Here is a 22,074-nt window from a genome sequence, read left to right as displayed (position 1 = left end):
GCGAGCCGCGAGCCGCGAGCCGCGAGCCGCGAGCCGCGAGCCGCGAGCCGCGAGCCGCGAGCCGCGAGCCGCGAGCCGCTGACCGGCAGGAGGGCTGGCAGGGGGGCTGGCAGAGGAAACGGCAAAGAGGCCGGGTTTGTTAGAGGCGGCCGCCTTGTCCGGTAGCCGGCCGCTCCGCGTCCCGGTGGGCCGGGACGCCCACCGCTGGAGCACGTTCCAGGGCGACCGCACCCTCGTGGTCGCCGCCCGCACGGTCACCTCCACCGTGCGCGTCCTCGAAACGCTGCCGTCCCTCGTGCGCGACGACCCCCGGATCACCGTCGTCTTCGCCCACGACCCCACGTCCGCCTTCGACTCCGGCGTCCTCGACCTGCTGCACACGGCCGGCTGCCGGGTCATGCCCTGGGACCAGCTGGCTCACATCTCTCCCGACCTCATCCTCTCCGCCAGCGAGAACATCGACGTCCCCGAGGGCGACTGCCCGGTGCTCGTCCTGCCGCACGGCATCGGCTTCCAGAAACTCGTGCCCGACTCCCGCAGCCCCCGCGAGCGGCTCTCCGGTGTCGTACCGGACTCCCTGCTGGAGAGCGGACGCGCCTGGCTGGCGGTCTCGCACCCGGCGCAGGAGGAGCAACTGCTCGCCGCCCACCCGAAGGCCGCCGGGCACACCCTGCTGGTCGGCGACCCCTGCTACGACGAACTGGTCGCCAGCCGGCCGCACCGGGCGGCGTACCGGGCGGCCCTCGGGATCGCCGAGCACCAGCACCTGGTCATGGTCAGTTCCACCTGGGGCCCCACCTCGCTGCTGGGCCGCCACCCCGGCCTGCTCCCCCGCCTGCTCGCCCAACTGCCCTGCGACGAGTACCGGGTCGGCGCCATCATCCACCCCAACGTCTGGTCCGCCCACGGCGCCTGGCAGATCCGCACCCTGCTGGCCTCCGCCCTGGACGCGGGCCTGCTGCTGATCCCCGCCGTCCACGCCTGGCGCCCCGCCCTCGTCACTTCGACCGTCGTCCTGGGCGACCACGGCTCGGTGACGCTGTACGGCGCGGCGACCGGCACCCCCGTACGGCTGGCCGCGTTCGGTGACGACGCGGTGCCGGGCACCGCCGCGCACGCCCTGGCCGCCGTGGCCCCGCGGCTGGACACGCGCGGGGATCTGCTCCAGCAGGTGCGGCAGGCCGTGGCCGAGCACACCCCGCACCGGTACGCCGCCGTCGCCGAGCGGGCCTTCGCCGACCCCGGACACGCGCTCGCCCGGCTCCGCACCGCGCTGTACCACCTGATCGGACTCCCGGAACCGGCCGCCCCGCCCCCGCACTCCCTGGTACTGCCGGACCCCGATCCCCCCGCCGCCCCCGTCACCTCCTGGCAGGTGACCACCGAGGTCACTCACGAAGTCGCGGGCGACCCGACCGTCACCGTGCTCCGCACCCCGGCCGCCGTCGCCGCGTACGGCACACCCCGCCCCGGCGGCTCGGCCGCCCCCGTCACCCACCTGGCCTGCACGGACGACGAACGCGACCGCCGGCTGACCGAGAGCGCCTCCGTACTCCTGCGCAGCCGCCCGGCGCACACCGCCGTCGAGGCCAGGCGCTGGATCGGGGACACTCTCGCCCGGCTTCCCGGCAGCCTGCTCGCGGCCTCGGCCGTCCGCGGCGGCGGCTGCCTGGTCGGCCTCCGGGACGGCCGCACCGTAGAGGTCACGGTCACCGGCCCGCCCCTGGACCCCGGCCTGCCGACCGCGCTCGTCTACGCCTGCCTGCGCGCCGGCCTCCCTCTCGAACACACCCGGGCGACGCTACGGATCAGCACCGTGCGCGACGAGGACGCGACCGTACGGCTGCGCCCGGAAGCACCACGAGCACCACGGGCACCACACGCGTAGCCACGCACCGCCACGCGTAGCCACGCACCGCCACGCACAACCCCGTACCGCCACCCGTGGCCACGCACCGCCACCCGCGGCCCCGACCGCGAACAGCCCCCATACCGCCGGCCGCCACCACCCCGTCACCAGCACCGCCCCCGCCCCCATACCCGCCCCGCGTCACCCGTCAAGCCGCTCCACCCGCCGCCGCACGCTTTCCGCCCGAGGATCGCCGTTCGCCGCGTAGATCGCGTGAGCCCGCTCCAGATACTCGCGCACCAGGTCCCCCTGACCTCCCACCCGCTCCACGACACCGGCCAACTGCTCCAGCGCCTGCGCCGCGTAGTGCGCCGCGCCCTGCTCCTCCAGCTCCCGCACCGCGTCCCGCAGTTCCCGGACCGCCTCCTCGGTCGCCCCGAGCCGCGCGTGTACGCCGCCGATGGCCGCGCCCGCCCGGGCCGCCATCCGCCGGTCCGGCACCGCCAGGTCCACCAGGTCCTGCCGGGCCCGGCGCAGCGTGCGCAGGGCCTCGGTGTGATCGCCGCGGGCGTCCAGCGCGCACCCGAGGAAGAACGCCGCGAGCGCCGCGCCGCGGGCTTCCCCGGCCCGTTCGTTGAGTTCGAGGCAGCGGCGCAGGGTCTCGACGGCGCGTCCGGGCTCGTAGCGGTCCGGGAACCGGTCCTGGAACCGTCCGAGGAACTCCACTACGGACGCGTGGACGAAGAGGTTCCCGGCCACCTCGGCGAGAGCGGCCGCCCGTTCCAGTTCCCGGCCCGCCCGGGTGTCGTCGCCGAGGTCGAGCAGCGGACGCGAGAGCAGGCTGCGCAGCCGCGCCTCGGCCGCCGTGGCCCGCGCGATCTCCTCGGCGCTGTCCGCCGCCGCCGCTGCCGCCACGGCCGCCGCGATGCCCAGTTCCAGCGACTCCTGCCAGGCACCGAGGTAACGGCGGTGCAGGAACAGCGCGGTGAACGCCTCGGCGAGCTGCCACACCAGGCCGTGCAGCCCGTGCGCACCGGCCGCGCGCAGTACGGCGAGGATGGCCGGGCGCTCGGCGTCCATCCACTCCAGCGGGGACGGCCCGCCGGGCGCGGCGAACGGATCGTCGGCCCGGCTCAGCAGCCCGGACAGTACGGCGACCCGCAGCCGGTCCGCGCGCAGCGCCCGGTCGGCGAACGCGGTGAGGACGAGGTAGTGCGTGCCCACCCGCTCGGTCAGCGCCGCGTACGCGCCCTCCGTCTCCTCCCGCGTCGCGCGCTCCCGCGCGTCCAGCCGGACCAGGTCGTGCATGCGGTAGCGCCCGTCCCGCATCGTCTCGACGAGACTGGCCTTGGCCAGCACCCCGAGCAGCCGTTTCGCGCTCCCCGTGTCCAGGTCGGCGGCGACCGCGGCCACGCCCGCGTCAAAGACACCGACCGGCAGCCAGCCCAGCAGCCGGTAGAGCCGTGCGGCGGCCGGTGGCAGCAGCCGGTAGGAGGGACCCAGGACAGCCGACACCGGCGACTCCTCTCCGAACAGCGCCAGACCGGCCAGCCGGCCGGCCTCGTCCGCCAGTTCCTCGGCCAGCGCCGTCAGGCTCGGCCCGTCCCCGGTGACCAGCCGCGCCGCCACCACCTGGAGGGCCACCGGCAGACCACCGCACAGTTCCACCAGCCGCTCGGCCGCCGCCCGCTCGGCAGCCACCACGTCCGCGCCGCACCGGTCCCGCAACAGCTCGAGCCCGCCCCGCGCGTCCAGCGGCCGGACCGGGATCAGCCGGGCACCGGCGTCCAGCGCCAGTTCACCGAGCCGCCCCTGGCTGGTGACCAGCACCGCGCTGCCCGCCCCCTTGGGGATCAACGCCCGCACCTGCGCGGGCTGGTTCACGTCGTCCAGCACGAGCAGCAGCCGCAGATTCACCGAACGGGACCGGAACAGATTGGTCCGCGCCGCCACCGAGTCCGGAATGCCCTGGTCACCGCCGGGCAGCGAGCGCAGGCAGATGGCCAGTGCCTCGGACACGTCGGCGCCGGCGCCGCCCGACGCCGCGGTCTGATCCCGCAGGGCGGCGAAATCCACGTAGAGCTGCCCGTCCGGGAACCGCTCCCGAGCCCGCTCCGCCCACCACCAGGCCGTGGTCGTCTTGCCGACCCCGGGCAGCCCCTCCAGTACGCCGATGCCGACGCGCCCGCGCTCCGCCGACCCGAGCGCCTGGTCCAGCACCGCGAGTTCGGCCGTCCGGTTGCTGAACGGGACGGTGACGACCGGAACCTGGTCCGGCCGCTGCGGCCGCTCCGGCGCGGACGGCTGGGCCGGCTGGGGCCGGACGTTGAAGACGATCCCGCCGTGGATGTGCGACCCCTGAAAAGCCGGCCCATAGTTCACCCCGCCGCTGACCAGGCTCACGAAGTTCCGCGACGCCTCCGGCGCCATCTCGGCCAACAGCCCCGCCAGCTCCGTAACCGCCTCGGGCTCCTCCCGGAAGACCCCTTCCAGCCGCCCCTGCCACCGATCCCGCACGACCTCCTCGGTACGCCCGTCCCCCACCGCCCGGGCCCGGACCAGCTCCTCCCGGTCCGTCCGGAGCTCGTCCTCGGCCGCCGCGTCCCCGGCCCGCCGCCCCAGGAACCGGGCCAGCCGCCCCTTCGCCTGCTCGAACGCCTCCGACACCAACAGCCCCACGAACGCCGTGGCCCCGGACGCGGCAAGCGCCGCCAACTCGGCTTCCACGCAACCCCCTTCGTGTCCCGGCCCCAGGTGAGCCGCCGGGCACCCACCGTAGAGAGATCTACCCCCGTTGCCCACCACGGCACGCGGCACACCGCTCTCAGCTCTGGGGCGATACAGGTCAAGTTGATCGTGCTGTCACACGGGGTTGGCCGCTCCCCGGAGCGGCTCCTGGAGGACGGCCGTCCGCGCGCCGGATCCCGGCCGACACGCCGGTTGCTCATCGCGCCCCGCACGCAAACAACAGAAAACCCCAGGTCAGCTACTACGCGACCTGGGGTTCATGGAGCCGCCTTCGGGATTCGAACCCGAGACCTACGCATTACGAGGGCCTGCAAGATCGTGACGGATCGTGCCGCAGTTGCACACCGGATCCTGTCTTGCCTGTTCAAGGGATTCGTCGGGCTCCGACCCGTGACGCCACGTCCAGCGTGTGGCGCTGTGTCCGCTCACGCATCGCTCACGCGCGGAGTCGGCGCCGGAGCAGATGATCGCAGCTGGTCAGCCCACCAATCTGCTGATCACTCATCGTGGTGGTCTGCTCTTCGACGCAGAACCTCAAGTCAGCGCCTGGAGTTCCCGATCTCGGCACACACACCGCCGAAAAGGGAGCCGCTCATGGCCATGCGCTTCACAGCCCGAACCATCGCAACTCTTGCTACGACGGCGGCGCTCGCCGTCTTACCTCCATCAGCGGCACACGCCACCGCCATCGGGTCCACTCCCGTCGCCACCTTCAACTACCAAGTCGGAGGCGTCACCATGAAGGTCCCGACAGGGTGTGCGTTCACCCACATCATCCGCGGCGGCGGCAAGAAGATCACCTACGAGAACGCCGGCGTCGACTGCGGCTTCGTCGGCGCTCTGAACAGCGGCTTCTGCAACTGGCGCATCGACTTCACCTACGCGGACACCAGCAACAGGACGTACCGCACCTCCCGCGGCAGGACCCACACCGAGTGCAAGATCGACCCGATGCGGAACAACGCCCCGCAGAAACTCCCCCACTACGGCAAGGCTTGCGCTCACCTCTCCGTCAACGGCGTGCGGCGAGTCAGCCAGTGCCACCACATCACCAAGTGAGCCGCACATGACCCCCGAGACCTCGTCCCAGGATCCCGTCCAGGAAGCGAAGCTCCGCCGCGCCGGCATCATTGCCTTCGCCATCGGCACCGCCGCATCGCTCGCGTTCTTCGCCTTCTTCCCTGGCCTCCCCCACGTCATCGACTGGGGTGCCATCCTCGCCTCCCTCGTCGTCGGTGCACTCACTCGCTGGGTCTGGCTGGCCCGGGCCCGAAGGAAGCGCGCCAGCGTGGGGTAGCTCGTCACGGCCGCTCCCACCACCGAAGCTGCCACGCGGCGGGCACTTACCAAGCCAATGCGCATCAAGCCAGACCCGATGTTGCTTCCCACCTGGTGCTACTTCCTCCGGAACCTCAGGCCCCAGTCTCCAGGCGCCCACGATCAAAGGGAAGCTTCAGAAGGGGCATACACGGAAACCGAGACACACCCCCGCACACGGAGCAGTTCCTGCAGCTCCGGGCTCCGCGCAATTCCTCAAAGCAGTCCCGCCTGGCGCCACCCACATCTACGCTGCCACCAGGTCCGTGAGATGCAGCGAGGCTCGATGCAGCAACAGCCCTGGAACAGCGACCGCCGCCGGACGGCCATCGGTCGTACGGCCCTCTCCGTACCTGCCCGTCAGGCTCTCGCCGACAGACAACTCACGCCCGACAGAACCGTCCTCGACTACGGCTGCGGGCGCGGTGACGACGTTCGGGCCTTGGAAAGGCTCGACTGCAAGATCACCGGCTGGGACCCGTACTACCGCTCAGAAACACGCGCAGAGCCCTCCGCCGTCGTCCTCCTCACCTACGTCTTGAACGTGATCGAAAATCCAGCTGAACGCCACGCGACCTTGAAGCGCGCCTGGGAGCTCGCAAACACCGTCTTGATCGTCTCCGCGCGACTCACCTGGGAAAAGTCCAAGGTACGCGGCGAGTCATTCGGCGACGGACTGCTCACCAGCCGCCAGACTTTCCAACACCTCTTCGGAGTGAGCGAGTTGCGCTCCTACGTAGAGGAGGTCACTGGAGCTCGGGTGGTTTCGGCAGCCCCGGGCATCGTCTACGTATTCAAGGATGACGCGGCCCGGCTCAGCTATCTCGCCCACCGGATCAATCCCGATGCCGAGTGGCTCACCTCAGAGGACACCGCGTCCGCGATCACGGCTCTGGTCGACTATGTGGAGCGGCGGGGACGCCCACCCCGGACTGACGAGATGCCCCGTGCGACAGCTGAGCTCCTCGCGCACCTAAAGCCCAGCGAGGTGAAGCGTCTCGTGAACGACACGGCGGACAGCGACAAGGTCTCGGAAGGAGGCAAGCGCTCCACCTTGAACACTCTGCTCTACCTCGCGGTGGAGCTCTTCAACGGCCGCGGCCCTTTCGCCAGCCTCCCCGTCAGCGTGCAGCTCGACGTCCGAGCATTCTTCACTTCGTACAAGGAGGCGTGTCAGCGAGCGGACCGCCTGCTGCTCAAGCTGCGGGACAGCGGCTACATCCGCGGGGCCATGAACGCCTCAGCCGTCGGAAAGGTAACTCCCACCGCTCTGTACGTGCACCAACGCGCGGTGGGCCTGATGCCCACCGCGCTGCGGTTGTACGAACACTGCGCGTCGATCGCCGCCGGACGTCCGCAGGAATGGACGATCGCCAAGTTGAAGCACCAGGGACGCGCGGTGTCGTGGCTGAGCTACCCGGACTTCGACAAGGATCCGCACCCGCGCATCGAGTCTTCGTACATGGTGGACCTCCAGTCGTTGGAGACCTCGCACCTCTCGTACGCCAACTCGGCCAACCGCCCCCTCCTGCACCGTAAGCACGAGTTCCTCGCTCCGGACGACCCCGATGCTCCTCGCTATCGCCGCCTCACCGAGTCCGAGCTCAAGGCGAACCTCTATGCGAATCCGCACCTCATCGGCACCGAGAACGGGTGGGAGGCCGAACTCACGCGACGCGGGCGCGCGCTGCGAGGACACCGTCTCGTACGGCGCCTCACGAACTGACAACCCCAGACTGCTGGATGGGTCGTCACGAAGATGCCGGCTGCGCGTGGGCGATCGTCTCGGCCAGCTCCTCCGGGTTGAAGTCGGCAACTTGGCCAGGGAACCACGAGAACCGCAGCCCGTTCGCCGCCACTTCAGGGGGCAACCCCATAGCTGTCAGGACGTGGCTCGGCGTGTACGAGGCGCTGGTGCAGGCCGAACCCGTCGCCACGGCAGCCTGGCCCTTCAACCGTACGATCAGGGCCTCCGCGTTGAGCCCGTCGAACGTCACGTTCAAGATGTGGGGCACGGAGTGCTCGGCATCTCCGTTGATCTGGAAGCGCGTCTTCCCCAGCGCCGCGAGCAGGCGCTCACGCATCGCAACGGCATCTCGCTCCCATCGGGGCCGCCCCTGCTGGAAGATCTTCGCCGCCTCGTACAGCCCCATGATCAACGGGACGGGGAGGGTGCCCGGCCGCAGCTTTCGTTCCTGCCCGCCGCCGAACATGATCGGCTCCAACGGAACCTTGTTCCAGCCCCGACGCCGTGTGACCAATGCGCCTACGCCCTTCGGTGCCCCGATCTTGTGCCCGCTGATGCTGATCAGATCGATGGGAGCCTTAAGGTCCTCGGGGACCTTTCCGTAACCCTGTGCGGCATCGACATGCATAAAGGTGTCGGTCTCGCGCAATTCGCGCGCGAGCTCGGCCACCGGCTGAATTACTCCGGTCTCATTGTTGACGTGCATGAGCGAGACCAGCAGGGTGTCTTCGCGCACCTTGTCGAGCACAGCTTCCCTCGAAAGGCGACCACCGGGCCCAGGCTCCAGGAAATCTACTTCGAATCCCTTTTCCTGCAGGTGCAGCAGAGGTTCAATCACGGCTTTGTGTTCGATAGCAGACGTAATGATGTGGCGGCGCCCGGTCTTCTGGCCAAGAGTGATGTGGGAAACCTCCAGCTTCTGCTGCAAGTCAGCAACCTGACGCAGCCGTCTTGTCTGACCGAGTCTGGTCACCTGCAAGACGCCGTACCTGTCAGGAGTCGCGACCAGAGTGATGTGGCTGCCCTTGGTCCAAAGCTCCCTGGGCCGGGTGGTCGTCCATGTCCACTCACGGCGTCCGGAGGCCGGGAACAACTCCTCTTGCCATTCGAGATACGCCCTCTCAGCCTCTGTGCACCTGATGATCGCGACCATGCCAATCATTCTGTCGTCCGGACTCGCCGACGGTTGACGTTTGGGCAAGGACGGGCCAAGGCGTGCCCCGGGCAACTCGGTACGGACAGGTCGTGCACTCACGGCTTGTCCGCCAGTGGGGCTAGGCAAAGGGAAAGAAGCCCAAGAAGTAGGCCCTGCGGGCCCACCGCTCACGCATCGCTCACGCAAGCACTTCCGCGACCTCCCCGTCGCGCGGCCCGCCACACCCCAGGCGTGAAAAACCCCAGGTCACGGCGAGTGAGTCCTGGGGTTTCTCTGAGCCGCCTTCGGGATTCGAACCCGAGACCTACGCATTACGAGTGCGTTGCTCTGGCCATCTGAGCTAAGGCGGCGTGTCCTGCGCACATGGTGCGGTCAGCGACGTCGGTAAGTCTACACAGTTTCGCGGAGTGCTTCGTACCGGCCCCGGGCCGGTCCCGGGCCGGTCCCGGGCGGGTCCCAGACCTGCCCCCGGCCGGCCCCGAGCGGAACCCGGGGCCGGTGCACGACCGGTCGCGAGGTCGGTTATGAGCAGCGCTTGCCGTTCGCCGGGGCCGTGCCCCGCAGCAGGTAGGCGTCGATCGCGGAGTCGACGCAGGTGCTGCCGCGGCCGTAGGCGGTGTGGCCGTCGCCGTCGTAGGTGAGCAGGCGGCCGGCGGAGAGCTGGGCGGCCAGGGCCTCGGCCCAGCGGTAGGGGGTGGCGGGGTCGCGGGTGGTGCCGACCACGACGATCGGGGCGGAACCCTCGGCGGCGATGCGGTGGGGCTCGCCCGAGGGCTGGACCGGCCAGTACGCGCAGTTCAGGGAGGCCCAGGCGAGGCCCTCGCCGAAGACGGGGGACGCCTTCTCGAAGTCGGGGAGCGCGGCGCGGACCTCGTCCGGGGAGGTGAAGGCCGCCGGGAGGTCGAGGCAGTTCACGGCGGCGTTGGCGGACATCAGGTTGCTGTAGGTGCCGTCGGGGTCGCGTTCGTAGTAGCTGTCGGACAGGGCGAGCAGGCCGGCGGCGTCGTTCTTCTTCGTCGCCGCCGTCAGTGCCTCGCGCAGCTGGGGCCAGGCGCCCTCGTCGTACATGGCCGCGATGACGCCGGTGGTGGCCAGCGACTCGGTGAGCTCGCGGCCGTCGGTGCCGGCGGTGCGGATCGGGTGGGCGTCCAGTTTCCCGAAGAACGCTTTCAGGTTCTTGCCCACCTGGTCGGGTGCGGTGCCCTTGCCGCCGAGCGGACAGCCGGACTGCCGTACGCAGTCCTTCGCGAAGGACTGGAACGCGGTTTCGAAGCCGGCCGTCTGCTCCATGTTCAGCTGCCGGGCGGGCAGGGAGGGATCCATCGCGCCGTCGAGCACGAGCCGGCCGACCCGGTCCGGGAACAGTCCCGCGTACGTCGCTCCGAGAAACGTTCCGTACGAGGCGCCCACGTACGTCAGCTTCTCGTCGCCCAGTACGCCGCGCAGCAGGTCCATGTCGCGGGCCGACTCCGCGGTCGAGACGTGCCGGAGCAGTTCGGGGGCGTCGGTGGAGCAGCCCTCGGCGAACGTCTTGTAGGCGCCGACGAGCTGCTCGGTCTCCTTCTCGTCGTCCGGGGTGGTGTCGGTCCGGGTGTACGCGTCCATCTTCGGGCCGTCGAGGCACTCCACGGGCTCGCTGCGGGCCACGCCTCTCGGGTCGACGGCCACCATGTCGTAGCGGGCGCGTACCTCCTCGGGGTAGCCGATGCCGGCGTACTGCTGGAGGTAGCCGACCGCGGAGCCGCCCGGGCCGCCCGGGTTCACCAGCAGTGACCCCAGCCGCTGCCCCGGGCCGGTCGCCTTCTTGCGGGCCACGGCGAGCCGGACATCCCCCTCGGCCGGGTGCGCGTAGTCGAGCGGCGCCTTCATGGTGGCGCACTGGAAGCCGGGCACGCCGCAGTCGCGCCAGCTCAGCTTCTGCCCGTAGTACGGCGCCAGCTCCGCGGGCGTGGCCTGCGGCAGCGCGGCCAGTGACGCTCCCGAGGCCGATCTCGCGGAGGTCGACGCGTCCGTCGAGGAGCAGGCGGTGGCGAGGAGAGCGGCGGCGAAGAGGGCGAGACCAGTGCGGGATCTGCGAGTTCTGCGGCAAGTGCTCCTTGTGTGCATCCAGCGAGCGTAACGGTCAGCGATGGCCCGAACGCCGTGCGTGCCCACCGTGCCCCGGACGAGTTACCCCGCTCCGTGTCCCGCCGTTCAGCCCGCTCGCAGTGCCATCGTCATCGCCTCCACGGCCAGCAGCGGCGGCACATTGCGGTCGAGGGCTTTCCCACAATCGGCGACGGCCTCAATACGGCGCAGAGTCGCTTCAGGGGTGCCCGCGTTGGCCAGGTGCTCCAAGGCTTCCATCGAGTCGGCGTTGGCGATCGCCACACGGGAGCCGAGCTGGACGGCAAGAACGTCACGGTAGAAGGTGGTCAGGTCGCCCAGCGCGAGGTCGAGGCTGTTGCGCTGGGTACGCGTCTTGCGGCGTTTCTGGTTTTCCTCCAGGTCCTTCATCACACCGGCCGTGCCGCGCGGCAGTCGCCCGCCCGGGGCCGCGCCCAGGGCGGCCTTCAGCTCCTCGGTCTCCTTGTTGTCCATCTCCTCAGCGACTTCCTTGGCGTCCGCGGCGGCCGCGTCGACCAGTTCCTGCGCCGCCTTGAGCGCGCTTCCGATGTCGTCGACGCGCAGGGGCAGCTTCAGCACAGCGGCCCGACGTTCCCGAGCGGCCGGGTCCGTCGCCAGGCGACGGGCGTGGTCGATGTGCCCCTGGGTGGCCCGCGCGGCGGCGGCGGCGACGTCCGGCTCGATGCCGTCACGACGTACGAGCAGGTCCACGACGGCCTCCACCGGCGGCGTGCGCAGATTCAGGTGGCGGCACCGGGAGCGGATCGTGGGGAGCACGTCCTCGATCGACGGGGCGCAGAGTATCCAGACGGTGCGGGGGGCTGGTTCCTCCACCGCCTTCAGGACGGCGTTTCCGGACTTCTCGTTCAGCCTCTCGGCTTCCTCGACCAGAATGACCTGCCAGCGACCGTTGGCAGGTGAGGTGAACGACTTGCGCACGGTCTCCTTCATGTCCGGGAAGCGGATCTCCGCGCCCACCGCGGCCACCGTGCTGACGTCCGCGTGCGTACCCACCAGCGCGGTGTGGCAGCCGTCGCAGAATCCGCAGCCGGGGACGCCGCCCAGCGCGCGGTCGGGGCTCACGCACTGGAGCGCGGCGGCGAAGGCCCGCGCCGTCTGGGACACGCCCGCGCCGGGCGGTCCGGTGAACAGCCAGGCATGCGTCATCTTCGACGCCTCGGGCGGCGGGGTGTCGGCCGCCGCGGCCGTGACGAGCGCGTCGGCGTCCCGGGCGGCGGCGGTGAGCTGCTCGCTCACCCGCTCCTGCCCGACCAGGTCGTCCCATACGGTCATGGGTCACGCCGTCCTTCCGTGCGCTGTCCGCCCGCTTGCGTTCTGCCCCCATTGTGCGGGCGGCCACTGACAGCGGCCCCTGACAACGGACGTCGGCGCGAGGTTCAGCGCCCCCGGCCGCCCTTGCCCCGGCGCCCCCTGTCGTCGTCCTCGCGCGGTCCCAGCAGTTCGTCCGCCAGCGACGGCAGGTCGTCCAGCGGGGTCTCCTCGGCCCAGTCGGGCCGGGGCCGGCGGCGCGACGCCTTCGGAACACCGTCGGGGTCGACCTGGGGCAGCTCCCGCGTACGGTCCTCGCCCCCGCCGGACCGGTCCCGCCCGGCGTCCTGCTCCTCGTCCCGGAAGTAACCCGGCGGCACCCGGTCCGCCGGCCCGTCCTCGCGCACCTGCGGCAGCACGGCCGTCTCGTCGGCCGCGCCGGGCGCCACCGACGGCAGCTCCGCCGTCACCTCCGCCTCGCCCGGCCGCACCGCCGGGAGCACCGCCGTCTCCTCCGCCGCACTCGGCGCGGCGGGCGGGGCCGGCGGGATCGGCAGCTCCGCGGTCACCTCGGCCTCCGAGGCTCCGGAGCTTCCGGAGCCTGCGGAAGCGTCGGACCCTCCGTCGTTCTCCTCCTTGGAGAGACTGATCCGCTCCCCCCGTGCCCCGGCCCCGGCAGCGGGCTCGTCCCGGACCGGCCGCAGTACCGCCGTGTCCTCCACCGGGCCGCCGGAGGCGTTGGTCGGCGTGACCACCGGGGTCGGCACGGTCGACGCGTCCGGGGGCGTCTGCCGCCGGGGCGCGCCCGCCGCGGGCGGGGCCGTCGGCCGCGGTCCGGTCGCTGCCGCCGCGGCCGCCTGCTCCGCCGCCCGGCGGGCCTCCTCGGCGCGCAGCAGCGCCTCCTCCGCCTTGCGCTGCTTCTCCAGCCGCTTGGCCTCGGCCTCGGCGCGCAGCCGCGCCTCCTCCTCGGCCTGCTTGCGCAGCCGCTCCTGCTCGGCCTTGCGCCGGGCCTCCTCCTCGGCCCGCGCCTTCTCCTCCGCGAGCAGCCGCTGCCGTTCCTCCTCGGCCCTGCGGCGGGCCTCCTCGGCCCGCTGCCGGGCCTCCTCCGCCTGCCGTTCGGCCTCGCGCCGCTGCGCCTCCTCCAGCTCGCGCCGCTTGCGCTCTTCCTCCTCCTTGCGCAGCCGCTCCAGCTCCGCGAGGCGCTCGCGCTCCAGCCGCTCTTCCTCGGCCTTGCGGGCGGCCTCCTCCTCGGCCTTGCGGCGGGCCTCCTCCTCGGCCTTGCGGCGCGCCTCCTCCTGGGCCTTGATCTCGGCCTCGGACAGCGGCAGCACCCGGTCGAGCCGGTGCCGTACGGCGGTGGTGACGGCCTCCGGCTCCTGGCCGGCGTCGACCACCAGGTACCGCCCGGGGTCGGCGGCGGCCAGGGTCAGGAAACCGGCCCGTACGCGCGCGTGGAACTCGGCGGGCTCCGACTCCAGCCGGTCGGGCGCCTCGGTGAACCGTTCGCGGGCGGCCTCCGGCGCGACGTCCAGCAGCACGGTCAGGTGCGGGACCAGCCCGTTGGTCGCCCAGCGGTTGATGCGGGCGATCTCGGTCGGGGACAGGTCGCGGCCCGCGCCCTGGTAGGCGACCGAGGAGTCGATGTACCGGTCGGAGATCACGACGGCGCCGCGCTCCAGCGCGGGCCGGACCACCGTGTCGACGTGCTCCGCGCGGTCGGCGGCGTACAGCAGCGCCTCCGCGCGGTGCGACAGTCCGGCGCTGGAGACGTCCAGCAGGATGGAGCGCAGCCGCTTGCCGACCGGCGTCGCGCCCGGCTCCCTGGTGAGCACGACCTCGTGCCCCTTGCTGCGGATCCACTCGGCGAGCGCCTCGGCCTGGGTGGACTTCCCGGCGCCGTCGCCGCCCTCCAGGGCGATGAAGAAACCGGTGGCCGCGGGGGCCTGCACCGGGTCGTCGCCGCCGAGCAGCGCGTCGCGCAGGTCGTGCCGCAGCGGCACCCCGGCGCGGTCGTCGACCTTGGCCAGCACCAGCGCCGCCACCGGCAGCAGCAGCGCGCCGACCAGCATCAGCGTGAACGCGGCGCCGCCGTGCGCGAAGACGAACCTGCCGTTCTCCAGCCGGTGCGGTCCGATGCCCGCGGCCACCAGCGGGGCGATCACCACGGCGAGCGCCACGACGAACCGCACGCACGCGTGCAGGTGCTCGGTGGTCCGCGCCCGGCGGGCCTCCTCGGTCTCCTGGTCGAGCAGGGCGTGTCCGACATTGGCCGCCACCCCCGCACAGGCCCCGGCCAGCGCCAGGAGCAGCAGCACGGTGGTGCCGTCCGGGACCAGCCCGGCCACCAGCAGGGCGATCCCCTGGAAGGCGATCACCAGGGCCAGCAGCCGCCGCCGGGACAGCGACGGCAGCAGCGCGGGCGCCGTGCGGATACCGACGACCACGCCGCCGGTCAGCACCCCCACCATCAGCCCGTACAGCACCGGTCCGCCGCCCAGGTCCTTGGCGTGCAGGACGGCCACGGCGACCGCGGCGGCGACCGCGCCGGCCACCGCCACGCAGGCCAGCACCAGCAGCGGCAGGACTCCGGTACGGCCCTTGTCGGCGGACGGGCCGCTCCTCGGGCGGCGCAGCCCTTCCAGCGGCGACCGGGCGCGCGGGGTGCGCGCGTCGGGCAGTTCCAGGAAGGACACCACCGAGACGGACGCGGCGAACAGTCCGGCCGCCACGTACGAGGCGAGGGCCGCCTGGTGCTGCGCGAACCAGTCGATGCCGGCGCCCAGCAGGTTGTTCAGCAGCCCGGCGACGACCAGCGCCAGCGCCGCGAGCGGCACCGCCACGAAGCCGGTACGCAGCGACAGCCGGCGCAGCGCGTCCATGTGGTCCGGCAGCGGGCGTACCGTGGCGCCCTCCAGGGGCGGCGCCGGCAGCAGTGCGGGGGCCGCGCTTTCCCGGCACACCGTCCAGAAGCGCTCGGCGACGCCGACCACGAAGACGGTCACCAGGAGGGCGGCGAGGGAGTCGTCCGGCGTCCAGTCGATCCACAGCGGCGCGACGATCAGCAGCGCCGCGCGCACCCCGTCCGCGCCGACCATCGTCCAGCGGCGGTCCAGCGGGCCGTCCTGCGACGTGAGCGAGGTGAGCGGTCCGAGCAGCACGGCGCCGAACAGCAGCGTCGCCAGGATGCGCACCGCGAAAACGGTCGCCACTGCGAACGCCACGCCCCGGTAGCCGCCGCCGAACGAGCCCACCGAGATGGCCGCCTGAACGGCCAGCAGCACCAGGACCAGCAGGGCGAGCGTGTCGCCGATGCCGCCCACCAGCTGGGCACTCCACAACCGGCGCAACTGCGGCCGGCGCAGCAGGGCGCGCACGGCGCGCTCTCGGGAGTCCGCCACCAGCGCGTCGTCGGGGGCCGGCTGTGGGGCCGTGGGCTGCTCGGCTCGCGTCATGCGTTCAGCCTATCGGGAGCCACCGACAGCACCGCCTCCCCCGTCGAACGTACGCGCGCCCCGACACCGAATCGATGCCGGGGCGTTCGTTTCGCGAAGCGAGACCTTCAGCCGACGCGAGGGAACCGACGCAGGGAAACCGACGCGCGGGAACCGACGCGGGGAGAACCTCGCGGTCGGCGGAGCCCCTCAGTCCTCGGCGCCCTTGGCCGCGGTCGCCTTCTTCGCGGTGGCCGTCTTCTTGACCGCGGTGGCCGTGGTCTTCGCGGTCGTCTTCTTCGCGGCGGTCTTCTTGGCGGTGGCCGTCTTCTTCGCCGGGGCCTTCTTCGCGGCCGTCTTCTTGGCGGGCGCCTTCTTCGCCGTCTTCTTGGCGGGCCCCTTGGCCCGCTTCTCGGCGAGCAGTTCGAAGCCGCGCTCCGGGGTGATCTCCTCGACGCTGTCGCCGGAGCGCAGCGTCGCGTTGGTCTCCCCGTCGGTGACGTACGGCCCGAACCGGCCGTCCTTGACCACGACCGGCTTCTCGCTGACCGGGTCGGTGCCCAGCTCCTTCAGCGGCGGCTTGGCCGCGGCCCGGCCGCGCTGCTTGGGCTGGGCGTAGATCGCCAGCGCCTCGTCCAGCGTGATGGTGAAGAGCTGGTCCTCGGAGGTCAGGGACCGGGAGTCGGTGCCCTTCTTCAGGTACGGGCCGTAGCGGCCGTTCTGCGCGGTGATCTCCACGCCCTCGGCGTCGGTGCCGACGACCCGCGGCAGCGACATCAGCTTAAGGGCGTCGTCCAGCGTCACCGTGTCCAGCGCCATCGACTTGAAGAGCGAGGCGGTGCGCGGCTTGACCGCGTTCTTGCCGGTCTTCGGAGTGCCCTCGGGGAGCACCTCGGTGACGTAGGGGCCGTACCGGCCGTCCTTGGCGACGATGGTGTGCCCGGTGGCCGGGTCGGTGCCCAGCTCGAAGTCGCCGCTCGGCTTGGCGAGCAGTTCCTCGGCGAGTTCCACCGACAGCTCGTCGGGGGCCAGGTCCTCGGGCACGTCGGCCCGCTGGTGGTTCTCGGAGTCCTTCTCGCCGCGCTCGATGTACGGGCCGTAGCGCCCGACGCGCAGCACGATGTCGTTGCCGACCGGGAACGAGGAGACCTCGCGGGCGTCGATCGCGCCCAGGTCGGTCACCAGCTCCTTGAGCCCGCCGAGGTGGTCGCCGTCGCCGTTGCCGGCCTCGGCCGCCCCGCCGGACACGCTGCCCTCACCGAAGTAGAAGCGGCGCAGCCACGGCACGGCCTGGGCCTCGCCGCGGGCGATGGCGTCGAGGTCGTCCTCCATCTTGGCGGTGAAGTCGTAGTCGACGAGCCGCCCGAAGTGCTTCTCCAGGAGGTTGACCACGGCGAAGGAGAGGAAGGACGGGACGAGCGCGGTGCCCTTCTTGAAGACGTAGCCGCGGTCGAGGATCGTGCCGATGATCGACGCGTACGTCGACGGGCGGCCGATCTCCCGCTCCTCCAGCTCCTTGACCAGCGACGCCTCGGTGTAGCGGGCCGGGGGCTTGGTGGCGTGTCCGTCGACCGTGAGCTCCTGGGCGCTCAGCGGGTCGCCCTCGCTCACCTGCGGCAGCCGGCGCTCGCGGTCGTCCAGTTCGGCGTTGGGGTCGTCGGCGCCCTCGACGTACGCCTTGAGGAAGCCGTGGAAGGTGATCGTCTTGCCGGACGCGCTGAACTCGACGTCCCGGCCGTCGGCCGCGGTGCCACCGATCTTGACGGTGACGGAGTTGCCCGTCGCGTCCTTCATCTGGGAGGCGACGGTCCGCTTCCAGATCAGTTCGTACAGCTTGAACTGGTCACCGGTCAGACCGGTCTCCGCCGGCGTGCGGAAACGATCGCCGGAGGGCCGGATCGCCTCGTGCGCCTCCTGCGCGTTCTTGACCTTCCCGGCGTACGTACGCGGCTGCGGCGGCAGGTAGTCGGCGCCGTACAGCTGCGTGACCTGGGCGCGGGCGGCCTTGACCGCCGTGTCGCTCAGGGTCGTGGAGTCCGTACGCATGTAGGTGATGTAGCCGTTCTCGTACAGCTTCTGCGCGACCTGCATGGTGGCCTTCGCGCCGAAGCCGAGCTTGCGGCTCGCCTCCTGCTGGAGCGTCGTCGTGCGGAACGGGGCGTACGGCGAGCGGCGGTACGGCTTGGACTCGACCGAGCGGACGGAGAAGGCGGTGTTCTCCAGGGCGGCGGCGAGCGCGCGGGCGTTCGCCTCGTCGAGGTGGAGGATGTTCGCGCTCTTGAGCTGTCCCAGCGAGTCGAAGTCGCGGCCCTGCGCGACCCGCCTGCCGTCGACGGTCTGGAGGCGGGCGACGAGCGAGGACGGGTCGCTCGCGTCCCCGGCCCGGCCGGTCCCGAAGGTGCCGGTCAGGTCCCAGTACTCGGCTGAACGGAAGGCGATGCGCTCGCGTTCCCGCTCGACCACGAGCCGGGTGGCCACCGACTGGACACGGCCCGCCGACAGCCGCGGCATGACCTTCTTCCACAGCACCGGCGAGACCTCGTAGCCGTAGAGGCGGTCGAGGATGCGGCGGGTCTCCTGGGCGTCGACGAGCTTCTGGTTGAGCTGGCGCGGGTTGGCGACGGCGTCCCGGATCGCGTCCTTGGTGATCTCGTGGAACACCATGCGCTTGACCGGGATCTTCGGCTTGAGGACTTCCTGGAGGTGCCAGGCGATGGCCTCGCCCTCGCGGTCCTCATCGGTGGCGAGGAAGAGTTCGTCGGAGTCCTTCAGCAGGTCCTTGAGCTTCTTGACCTGGGCCTTCTTGTCGGCGTTGACCACGTAGACGGGCGCGAAGTCATGGTCGACGTCCACCCCGAGGCGGCGCACCTCACCGGTGTACTTCTCCGGCACCTCGGCGGCGCCGTTGGGAAGGTCGCGGATGTGCCCGACGCTCGCTTCGACGACGTAGCCGGGGCCGAGGTAGCCCTTGATCGTCTTCGCCTTGGCAGGCGACTCGACGATGACGAGTCGGCGGCCGCCCTTTGCGGTCTCGCTGGTCGGGGACAACTTCGCTCTTCTCTCCGGTCGACGCTGGGGACTGACCCGGCAGGGTCCCAGCGTGGGTCCCGGGGTCGGGTCCTGCTTCTTTGTTCGCTCGTGACGCTGCGGAGTGTGACGGTACCTCCCGCCCCCGTGTCAAACGGGAAAAGCCCGCAACGGCCACTCGAACGGTAACCCGACTAACCCTCTTCCTGCCGCCCGGAGTGCCCACGGGCTTCCTCGGACGTATCCGGAGCGCGACCCTTCGGTTACGCCCCGGGCGGCGTCCGCGGCCTTCGGAATCCGCCGCTCAGAGGTGACGGAGGGGTGCGTCGGACGCGCCGCTCAGAGGCGGTCGGACGGGTCGCTCAGCGGTGGCCGGGAGGTGCCTCAGACATGCGTCAGACACCAGCCGCCGACCGCCAGCGCGATCACGGCGGCGACGCTCGCGACGGTCGCCGATGCGACGGGGCTCACACCCCGGGCGACCGGGCGCCGGTAGCGCAGCTGGGTCGCGGTCCACGCCAGCAGGCCGCCTCCGAACAGGACGAACACCACGCCTGTGAAGATCGCCGGCCCACGTTCCATGGCTACCGTGCCCCTTGTTTCCGTCCGTGACTACCACGCCTCACGGAGGCTGACACGCGCGGGCGGCGGCCAGGCGAAGCCGAGGTGAACAGGGGGCCGACGGGACGTCTCGTGGTACTCCGCTCCCGCGGCGGCACCGGGTGACCACCGGGTGCCCACCGGGTGACCACCGGGTGCCCACCGGGTGCCCACCGGGCGTCCTGGTCCGCTCCCGACGCGGCCGCGCGCGTACCTGACCTGGCTTCACGGGTACCTGGCCTGGCTTCACGCGTACATGACCCGGCCGCACGCGAACCCGACCCGGCGTCACGCGTACCTGGCCCGGCTTCACGCGAACCCGACCCGCCTTCACGCGTACATGACCCGGCCGCACGCGTACCCGACCCGGCTTCACGGGTACCTGGCCCGGTTTCACGCGTACCCGCCCCGGCTCACGCCGCCGGTTCGATGAACCCCTGCTCCACCAGCAGCCGGATCTGCGCGGGCGTCCGGTCCCGGAGCAGCACCGGGTCCTCGGCCAGCAGTTGGGCGATCGCGTCCAGGATGCGGCCGGCGCTCATCGTGCCGTCGCAGACGCCGGCGAACCCGGCGGCGACCGTGTCGACCCGGGTGGCCCGGCGCATGCCGCGGTTCTGCCGCAGCACGACGTGCTCCGGGTCCTCGGCGCCGGGCAGCCCGACCTGTTCCTGGACCACCTCGCCGGCCAGCGTGAAGCACGCTTCGAGCAGGGCCGCGTCGTCGTGCGCGCGCAGGTAGTCGATCCGGTCGAAGTGGGCCCGGACCGTCTCGCCGAGCGGCTGCTCGACCGGATGCGGCCATTCCTCGACGGTGACCGAGGGTTCGGCGGCATCGCTGCGGCGCAGGGTGATCCAGCCGAAGCCGACGGCCCGGACCTTGCGCGCCTCGAACTCGTCCAGCCAGGCGTCGTACCGCGCCTGGTAGGCGGCCACGTCGTCACGGTGGTCGCCCGCGTCCCGCAGCCACAGCTCGGCGTACTGGTTGATGTCCTGCACCTCGCGCTGGACGATCCACGCGTCGCAGCCGCGCGGCACCCAGGAGCGCAGCCGGTCCGTCCATTCCTCCCCCTCCACGTGCTGCCAGTTGGCGAGGAACTGCGCGAACCCGCCGGCGGTCAGCCGTTCCCCCGCCTCCTGAACGAGCGTGCGGCACAGATCGTCCCCGCCCATCCCGCCGTCCCGGTACGTCAGCCGGGCGCCCGGCGAGATGACGAACGGCGGGTTGGAGACGATCAGGTCGTACCGCTCGTCCTGGCGCACCGGCTCGAACAGCGAGCCTTCGCGCAGGTCGGCGGCGGGCACCCCAGACAGCGCCAGGGTGAGGCCGGTGATGTGCAGGGCGCGCGGGTTGACGTCGGTGGCGGTCACCCGCGTGGCGTGCCGGGAGGCGTGCAGCGCCTGGATGCCGGAACCGGTGCCGAGGTCGAGGGCGGCGGCGACGGGCGTCCGGACGGTGAGTCCGGCCAGCGTCGTGGAGGCGCCGCCGACGCCGAGCACGACGCCCTGCGCGCGGCTGCCGATGCCGCCCGCGCCGCCGACCGCGCAGCCCAGGTCGGACACGATGAACCAGTCCTCGCCGTCGGGCCCCCCGTAGGGCCGTACGTCGACGGTGGCGGCCACCTCGTCGGCGCCGGCCCGCGTCAGCCAGCCACTGTCCAGGCAGTCGCCGACGGGCAGGATCCGCGCCACGCGCGCGTGCGGCACCGGCTGCTGGAGCAGGAAGAGCCGGACCAGCAGCTCCAGCGGCGTGTCGCCGCGGGTGGCGCGCAGCGCGGGGACGGTCTCGCTGCGGGAGAGCGCCGCGTAGGCGGGGGCGCCGAGCAGCTCCAGCAGTCCGTCGGCGGTGTAAGAGGCCCCGAGCAGGGCGTCGCGGAGCCGGGCGGCGACGTCGGGGCGGTCGGGTGCGGGCAGCGGGGCGAGGGCGTCGGCGTTACTCACGTCCCCATTGTGGCCCTCATCGCGTCCACCGCCGCCTGTGCTCCCGCCCGCATCGCGTCGCCGCCGTCCGCTCCTGCCCGCATCGCGTCGCCGCCGTCCGCTCCTGCCCGCATCGCGCGCCGCCCGCCCGCCCGCGGACCTCAGCTGGTCGTCGCGGAGGCCGGCGCTGAGGCCGACTTGCAGCTGGCCTGCTTGGCCATCGCCTGGCCGACGTCGCCCTCCTCCAGCGCCTTGAGGGCGTCGTTGCCGCTCTGGCTGAGCTTGTTCAGCTCGGTGGCGACGTCCTTGAGGCCGTCGGCGAACTTCGCCTGGTCCTTGGTGTCCAGCTCCTCGACCTGCTTCTTCAGGGAGGCGTACGACGACGACAGGGCGTTCAGTTCCTCGACGGCCGCCTTCTGCTTCTTCTCGCCGTCCTCGACGTCCGGCGCGCCGGCCTTCTGCACGGCCGTGCCCATCGCCTTGTAGGCGTTCGACATGTCCTGGAACGCCTGCGCGTCGGTCTCCTGCACGTCGGACGGCTGGCTGCTGTCCGAGGTCTGCTTCTGGATCGCGGCGTTGGCGGCCTCGATCTTCTTCGCCTGCGGCTGTACGCCCTCGCAGACCTGCTTGGCCCAGGAGTTCAGCTTGTCGCTGTTGTCGTCGCCGCCGCATCCCGTCAGCGCCAGTACCAGTACCGCACCGCCGGACAGCGCGGCCGCGAGCTTCTTGTTCACCGGATTGGTCCCTTCCATGGCTCTCGGCCCCGGAACATACACGCCATCTGGGCGACAACCGCGTGACCAACATCCGATACGACCGCTATTGCAGCCATTTGCACCAGGCGAGAGAAGGCTCACGGAAGCTTCACGGAGGTGCTGGTGAGGGGCTGGTGAGGGGGCGCACCCGGG

General features: G+C 71.7%; 13 protein-coding genes and 1 tRNA gene. 4 read left to right on the top strand and 10 right to left on the bottom strand.

All coding sequences use genetic code 11. The annotated features are described in order from the left end of the window. Positions 1-154 precede the first annotated feature (154 nt). On the top strand, positions 155-1,888 hold the full coding sequence (locus tag AB0G32_RS18135; protein ID WP_361163720.1) for a hypothetical protein: 1,734 nt from the start codon (positions 155-157) through the stop codon (positions 1,886-1,888). Positions 1,889-2,050: 162 nt separating this feature from the next. Here AB0G32_RS18135 and AB0G32_RS18130 read toward each other — a convergent pair whose 3' ends face one another. After that, positions 2,051-4,576 (bottom strand): NB-ARC domain-containing protein, encoded by a 2,526-nt coding sequence (locus AB0G32_RS18130; RefSeq protein WP_361163718.1) that lies wholly within the window; start codon positions 4,574-4,576, stop codon positions 2,051-2,053. Positions 4,577-5,335: 759 nt separating this feature from the next. Here AB0G32_RS18130 and AB0G32_RS18125 point away from each other — a divergent pair. From AB0G32_RS18125 to AB0G32_RS18115, 3 genes are all read left to right on the top strand, one after another. Next, positions 5,336-5,656, top strand: a complete 321-nt coding sequence (locus AB0G32_RS18125) for a hypothetical protein (RefSeq protein WP_361163716.1) — start codon at positions 5,336-5,338, stop codon at positions 5,654-5,656. A gap of 7 nt (positions 5,657-5,663) precedes the next feature. Beyond that, a complete protein-coding gene (locus AB0G32_RS18120) occupies positions 5,664-5,894 on the top strand; it encodes a hypothetical protein (RefSeq protein ID WP_361163714.1) in 231 nt (76 codons plus the stop codon). A gap of 306 nt (positions 5,895-6,200) precedes the next feature. Continuing rightward, positions 6,201-7,640, top strand: a complete 1,440-nt coding sequence (locus AB0G32_RS18115; RefSeq protein WP_361163712.1) for a DNA phosphorothioation-associated putative methyltransferase — start codon at positions 6,201-6,203, stop codon at positions 7,638-7,640. 25 nt (positions 7,641-7,665) lie between these two features. On the opposite strand, the gene AB0G32_RS18110 is transcribed toward AB0G32_RS18115, so the two are convergent. From AB0G32_RS18110 to AB0G32_RS18070, 9 genes are all read right to left on the bottom strand, one after another. Next, positions 7,666-8,814: an aminotransferase class V-fold PLP-dependent enzyme gene (locus AB0G32_RS18110; protein ID WP_361163711.1), complete on the bottom strand. Its 1,149-nt coding sequence runs from the start codon at positions 8,812-8,814 to the stop codon at positions 7,666-7,668. Positions 8,815-9,093: 279 nt separating this feature from the next. Next, a tRNA-Thr gene (locus tag AB0G32_RS18105) sits at positions 9,094-9,167 on the bottom strand. 172 nt (positions 9,168-9,339) lie between these two features. Next, positions 9,340-10,923 carry an alpha/beta hydrolase gene (locus AB0G32_RS18100; RefSeq protein ID WP_361163709.1) on the bottom strand — a complete coding sequence of 528 codons (1,584 nt, stop codon included), beginning with the start codon at positions 10,921-10,923 and terminating at the stop codon, positions 9,340-9,342. 87 nt (positions 10,924-11,010) lie between these two features. Continuing rightward, positions 11,011-12,216 carry a DNA polymerase III subunit delta' gene (locus tag AB0G32_RS18095; RefSeq protein WP_361163707.1) on the bottom strand — a complete coding sequence of 402 codons (1,206 nt, stop codon included), beginning with the start codon at positions 12,214-12,216 and terminating at the stop codon, positions 11,011-11,013. Between the two features lie 104 nt (positions 12,217-12,320). Then, on the bottom strand, positions 12,321-15,644 hold the full coding sequence (tmk, locus tag AB0G32_RS18090) for a dTMP kinase (RefSeq protein ID WP_361163705.1): 3,324 nt from the start codon (positions 15,642-15,644) through the stop codon (positions 12,321-12,323). Positions 15,645-15,833: 189 nt separating this feature from the next. After that, the gene (gene topA / locus AB0G32_RS18085; RefSeq protein WP_361163703.1) at positions 15,834-18,671 is read right to left on the bottom strand and encodes a type I DNA topoisomerase; all 2,838 of its coding nucleotides are present in this window, start codon (positions 18,669-18,671) and stop codon (positions 15,834-15,836) included. A 363-nt stretch (positions 18,672-19,034) separates the two neighbouring features. Further along, on the bottom strand, positions 19,035-19,232 hold the full coding sequence (locus AB0G32_RS18080; RefSeq protein WP_361163701.1) for a hypothetical protein: 198 nt from the start codon (positions 19,230-19,232) through the stop codon (positions 19,035-19,037). Positions 19,233-19,663: 431 nt separating this feature from the next. After that, on the bottom strand, positions 19,664-21,187 hold the full coding sequence (locus AB0G32_RS18075; RefSeq protein ID WP_361163699.1) for a class I SAM-dependent methyltransferase: 1,524 nt from the start codon (positions 21,185-21,187) through the stop codon (positions 19,664-19,666). Between the two features lie 140 nt (positions 21,188-21,327). Beyond that, positions 21,328-21,918 (bottom strand): small secreted protein, encoded by a 591-nt coding sequence (locus AB0G32_RS18070; RefSeq protein WP_361163697.1) that lies wholly within the window; start codon positions 21,916-21,918, stop codon positions 21,328-21,330. Positions 21,919-22,074: the final 156 nt, after the last annotated feature.

The sequence above is a fragment of the Streptomyces sp. NPDC023723 genome (assembly GCF_040639815.1).
In the GTDB taxonomy this organism is placed as follows: domain Bacteria; phylum Actinomycetota; class Actinomycetes; order Streptomycetales; family Streptomycetaceae; genus Streptomyces.
The sequence above is the reverse complement of the archived record's forward strand: the minus strand, read 5'-3'. Positions and strand labels throughout refer to the sequence as shown.

What these genes read in the sequence shown, in the direction of transcription:
- AB0G32_RS18115 (WP_361163712.1), top strand. Translation starts at nt 6,201, where the DNA reads ATGCAGCAACAGCCCTGGAACAGCGACCGCCGCCGGACGGCCATCGGT.
- AB0G32_RS18070 (WP_361163697.1), bottom strand. Translation starts at nt 21,918, where the DNA reads ATGGAAGGGACCAATCCGGTGAACAAGAAGCTCGCGGCCGCGCTGTCC.
- AB0G32_RS18080 (WP_361163701.1), bottom strand. Translation starts at nt 19,232, where the DNA reads ATGGAACGTGGGCCGGCGATCTTCACAGGCGTGGTGTTCGTCCTGTTC.
- AB0G32_RS18100 (WP_361163709.1), bottom strand. Translation starts at nt 10,923, where the DNA reads ATGCACACAAGGAGCACTTGCCGCAGAACTCGCAGATCCCGCACTGGT.
- AB0G32_RS18120 (WP_361163714.1), top strand. Translation starts at nt 5,664, where the DNA reads ATGACCCCCGAGACCTCGTCCCAGGATCCCGTCCAGGAAGCGAAGCTC.
- tmk (WP_361163705.1), bottom strand. Translation starts at nt 15,644, where the DNA reads ATGACGCGAGCCGAGCAGCCCACGGCCCCACAGCCGGCCCCCGACGAC.
- AB0G32_RS18125 (WP_361163716.1), top strand. Translation starts at nt 5,336, where the DNA reads ATGAAGGTCCCGACAGGGTGTGCGTTCACCCACATCATCCGCGGCGGC.
- AB0G32_RS18110 (WP_361163711.1), bottom strand. Translation starts at nt 8,814, where the DNA reads ATGGTCGCGATCATCAGGTGCACAGAGGCTGAGAGGGCGTATCTCGAA.
- AB0G32_RS18095 (WP_361163707.1), bottom strand. Translation starts at nt 12,216, where the DNA reads ATGACCGTATGGGACGACCTGGTCGGGCAGGAGCGGGTGAGCGAGCAG.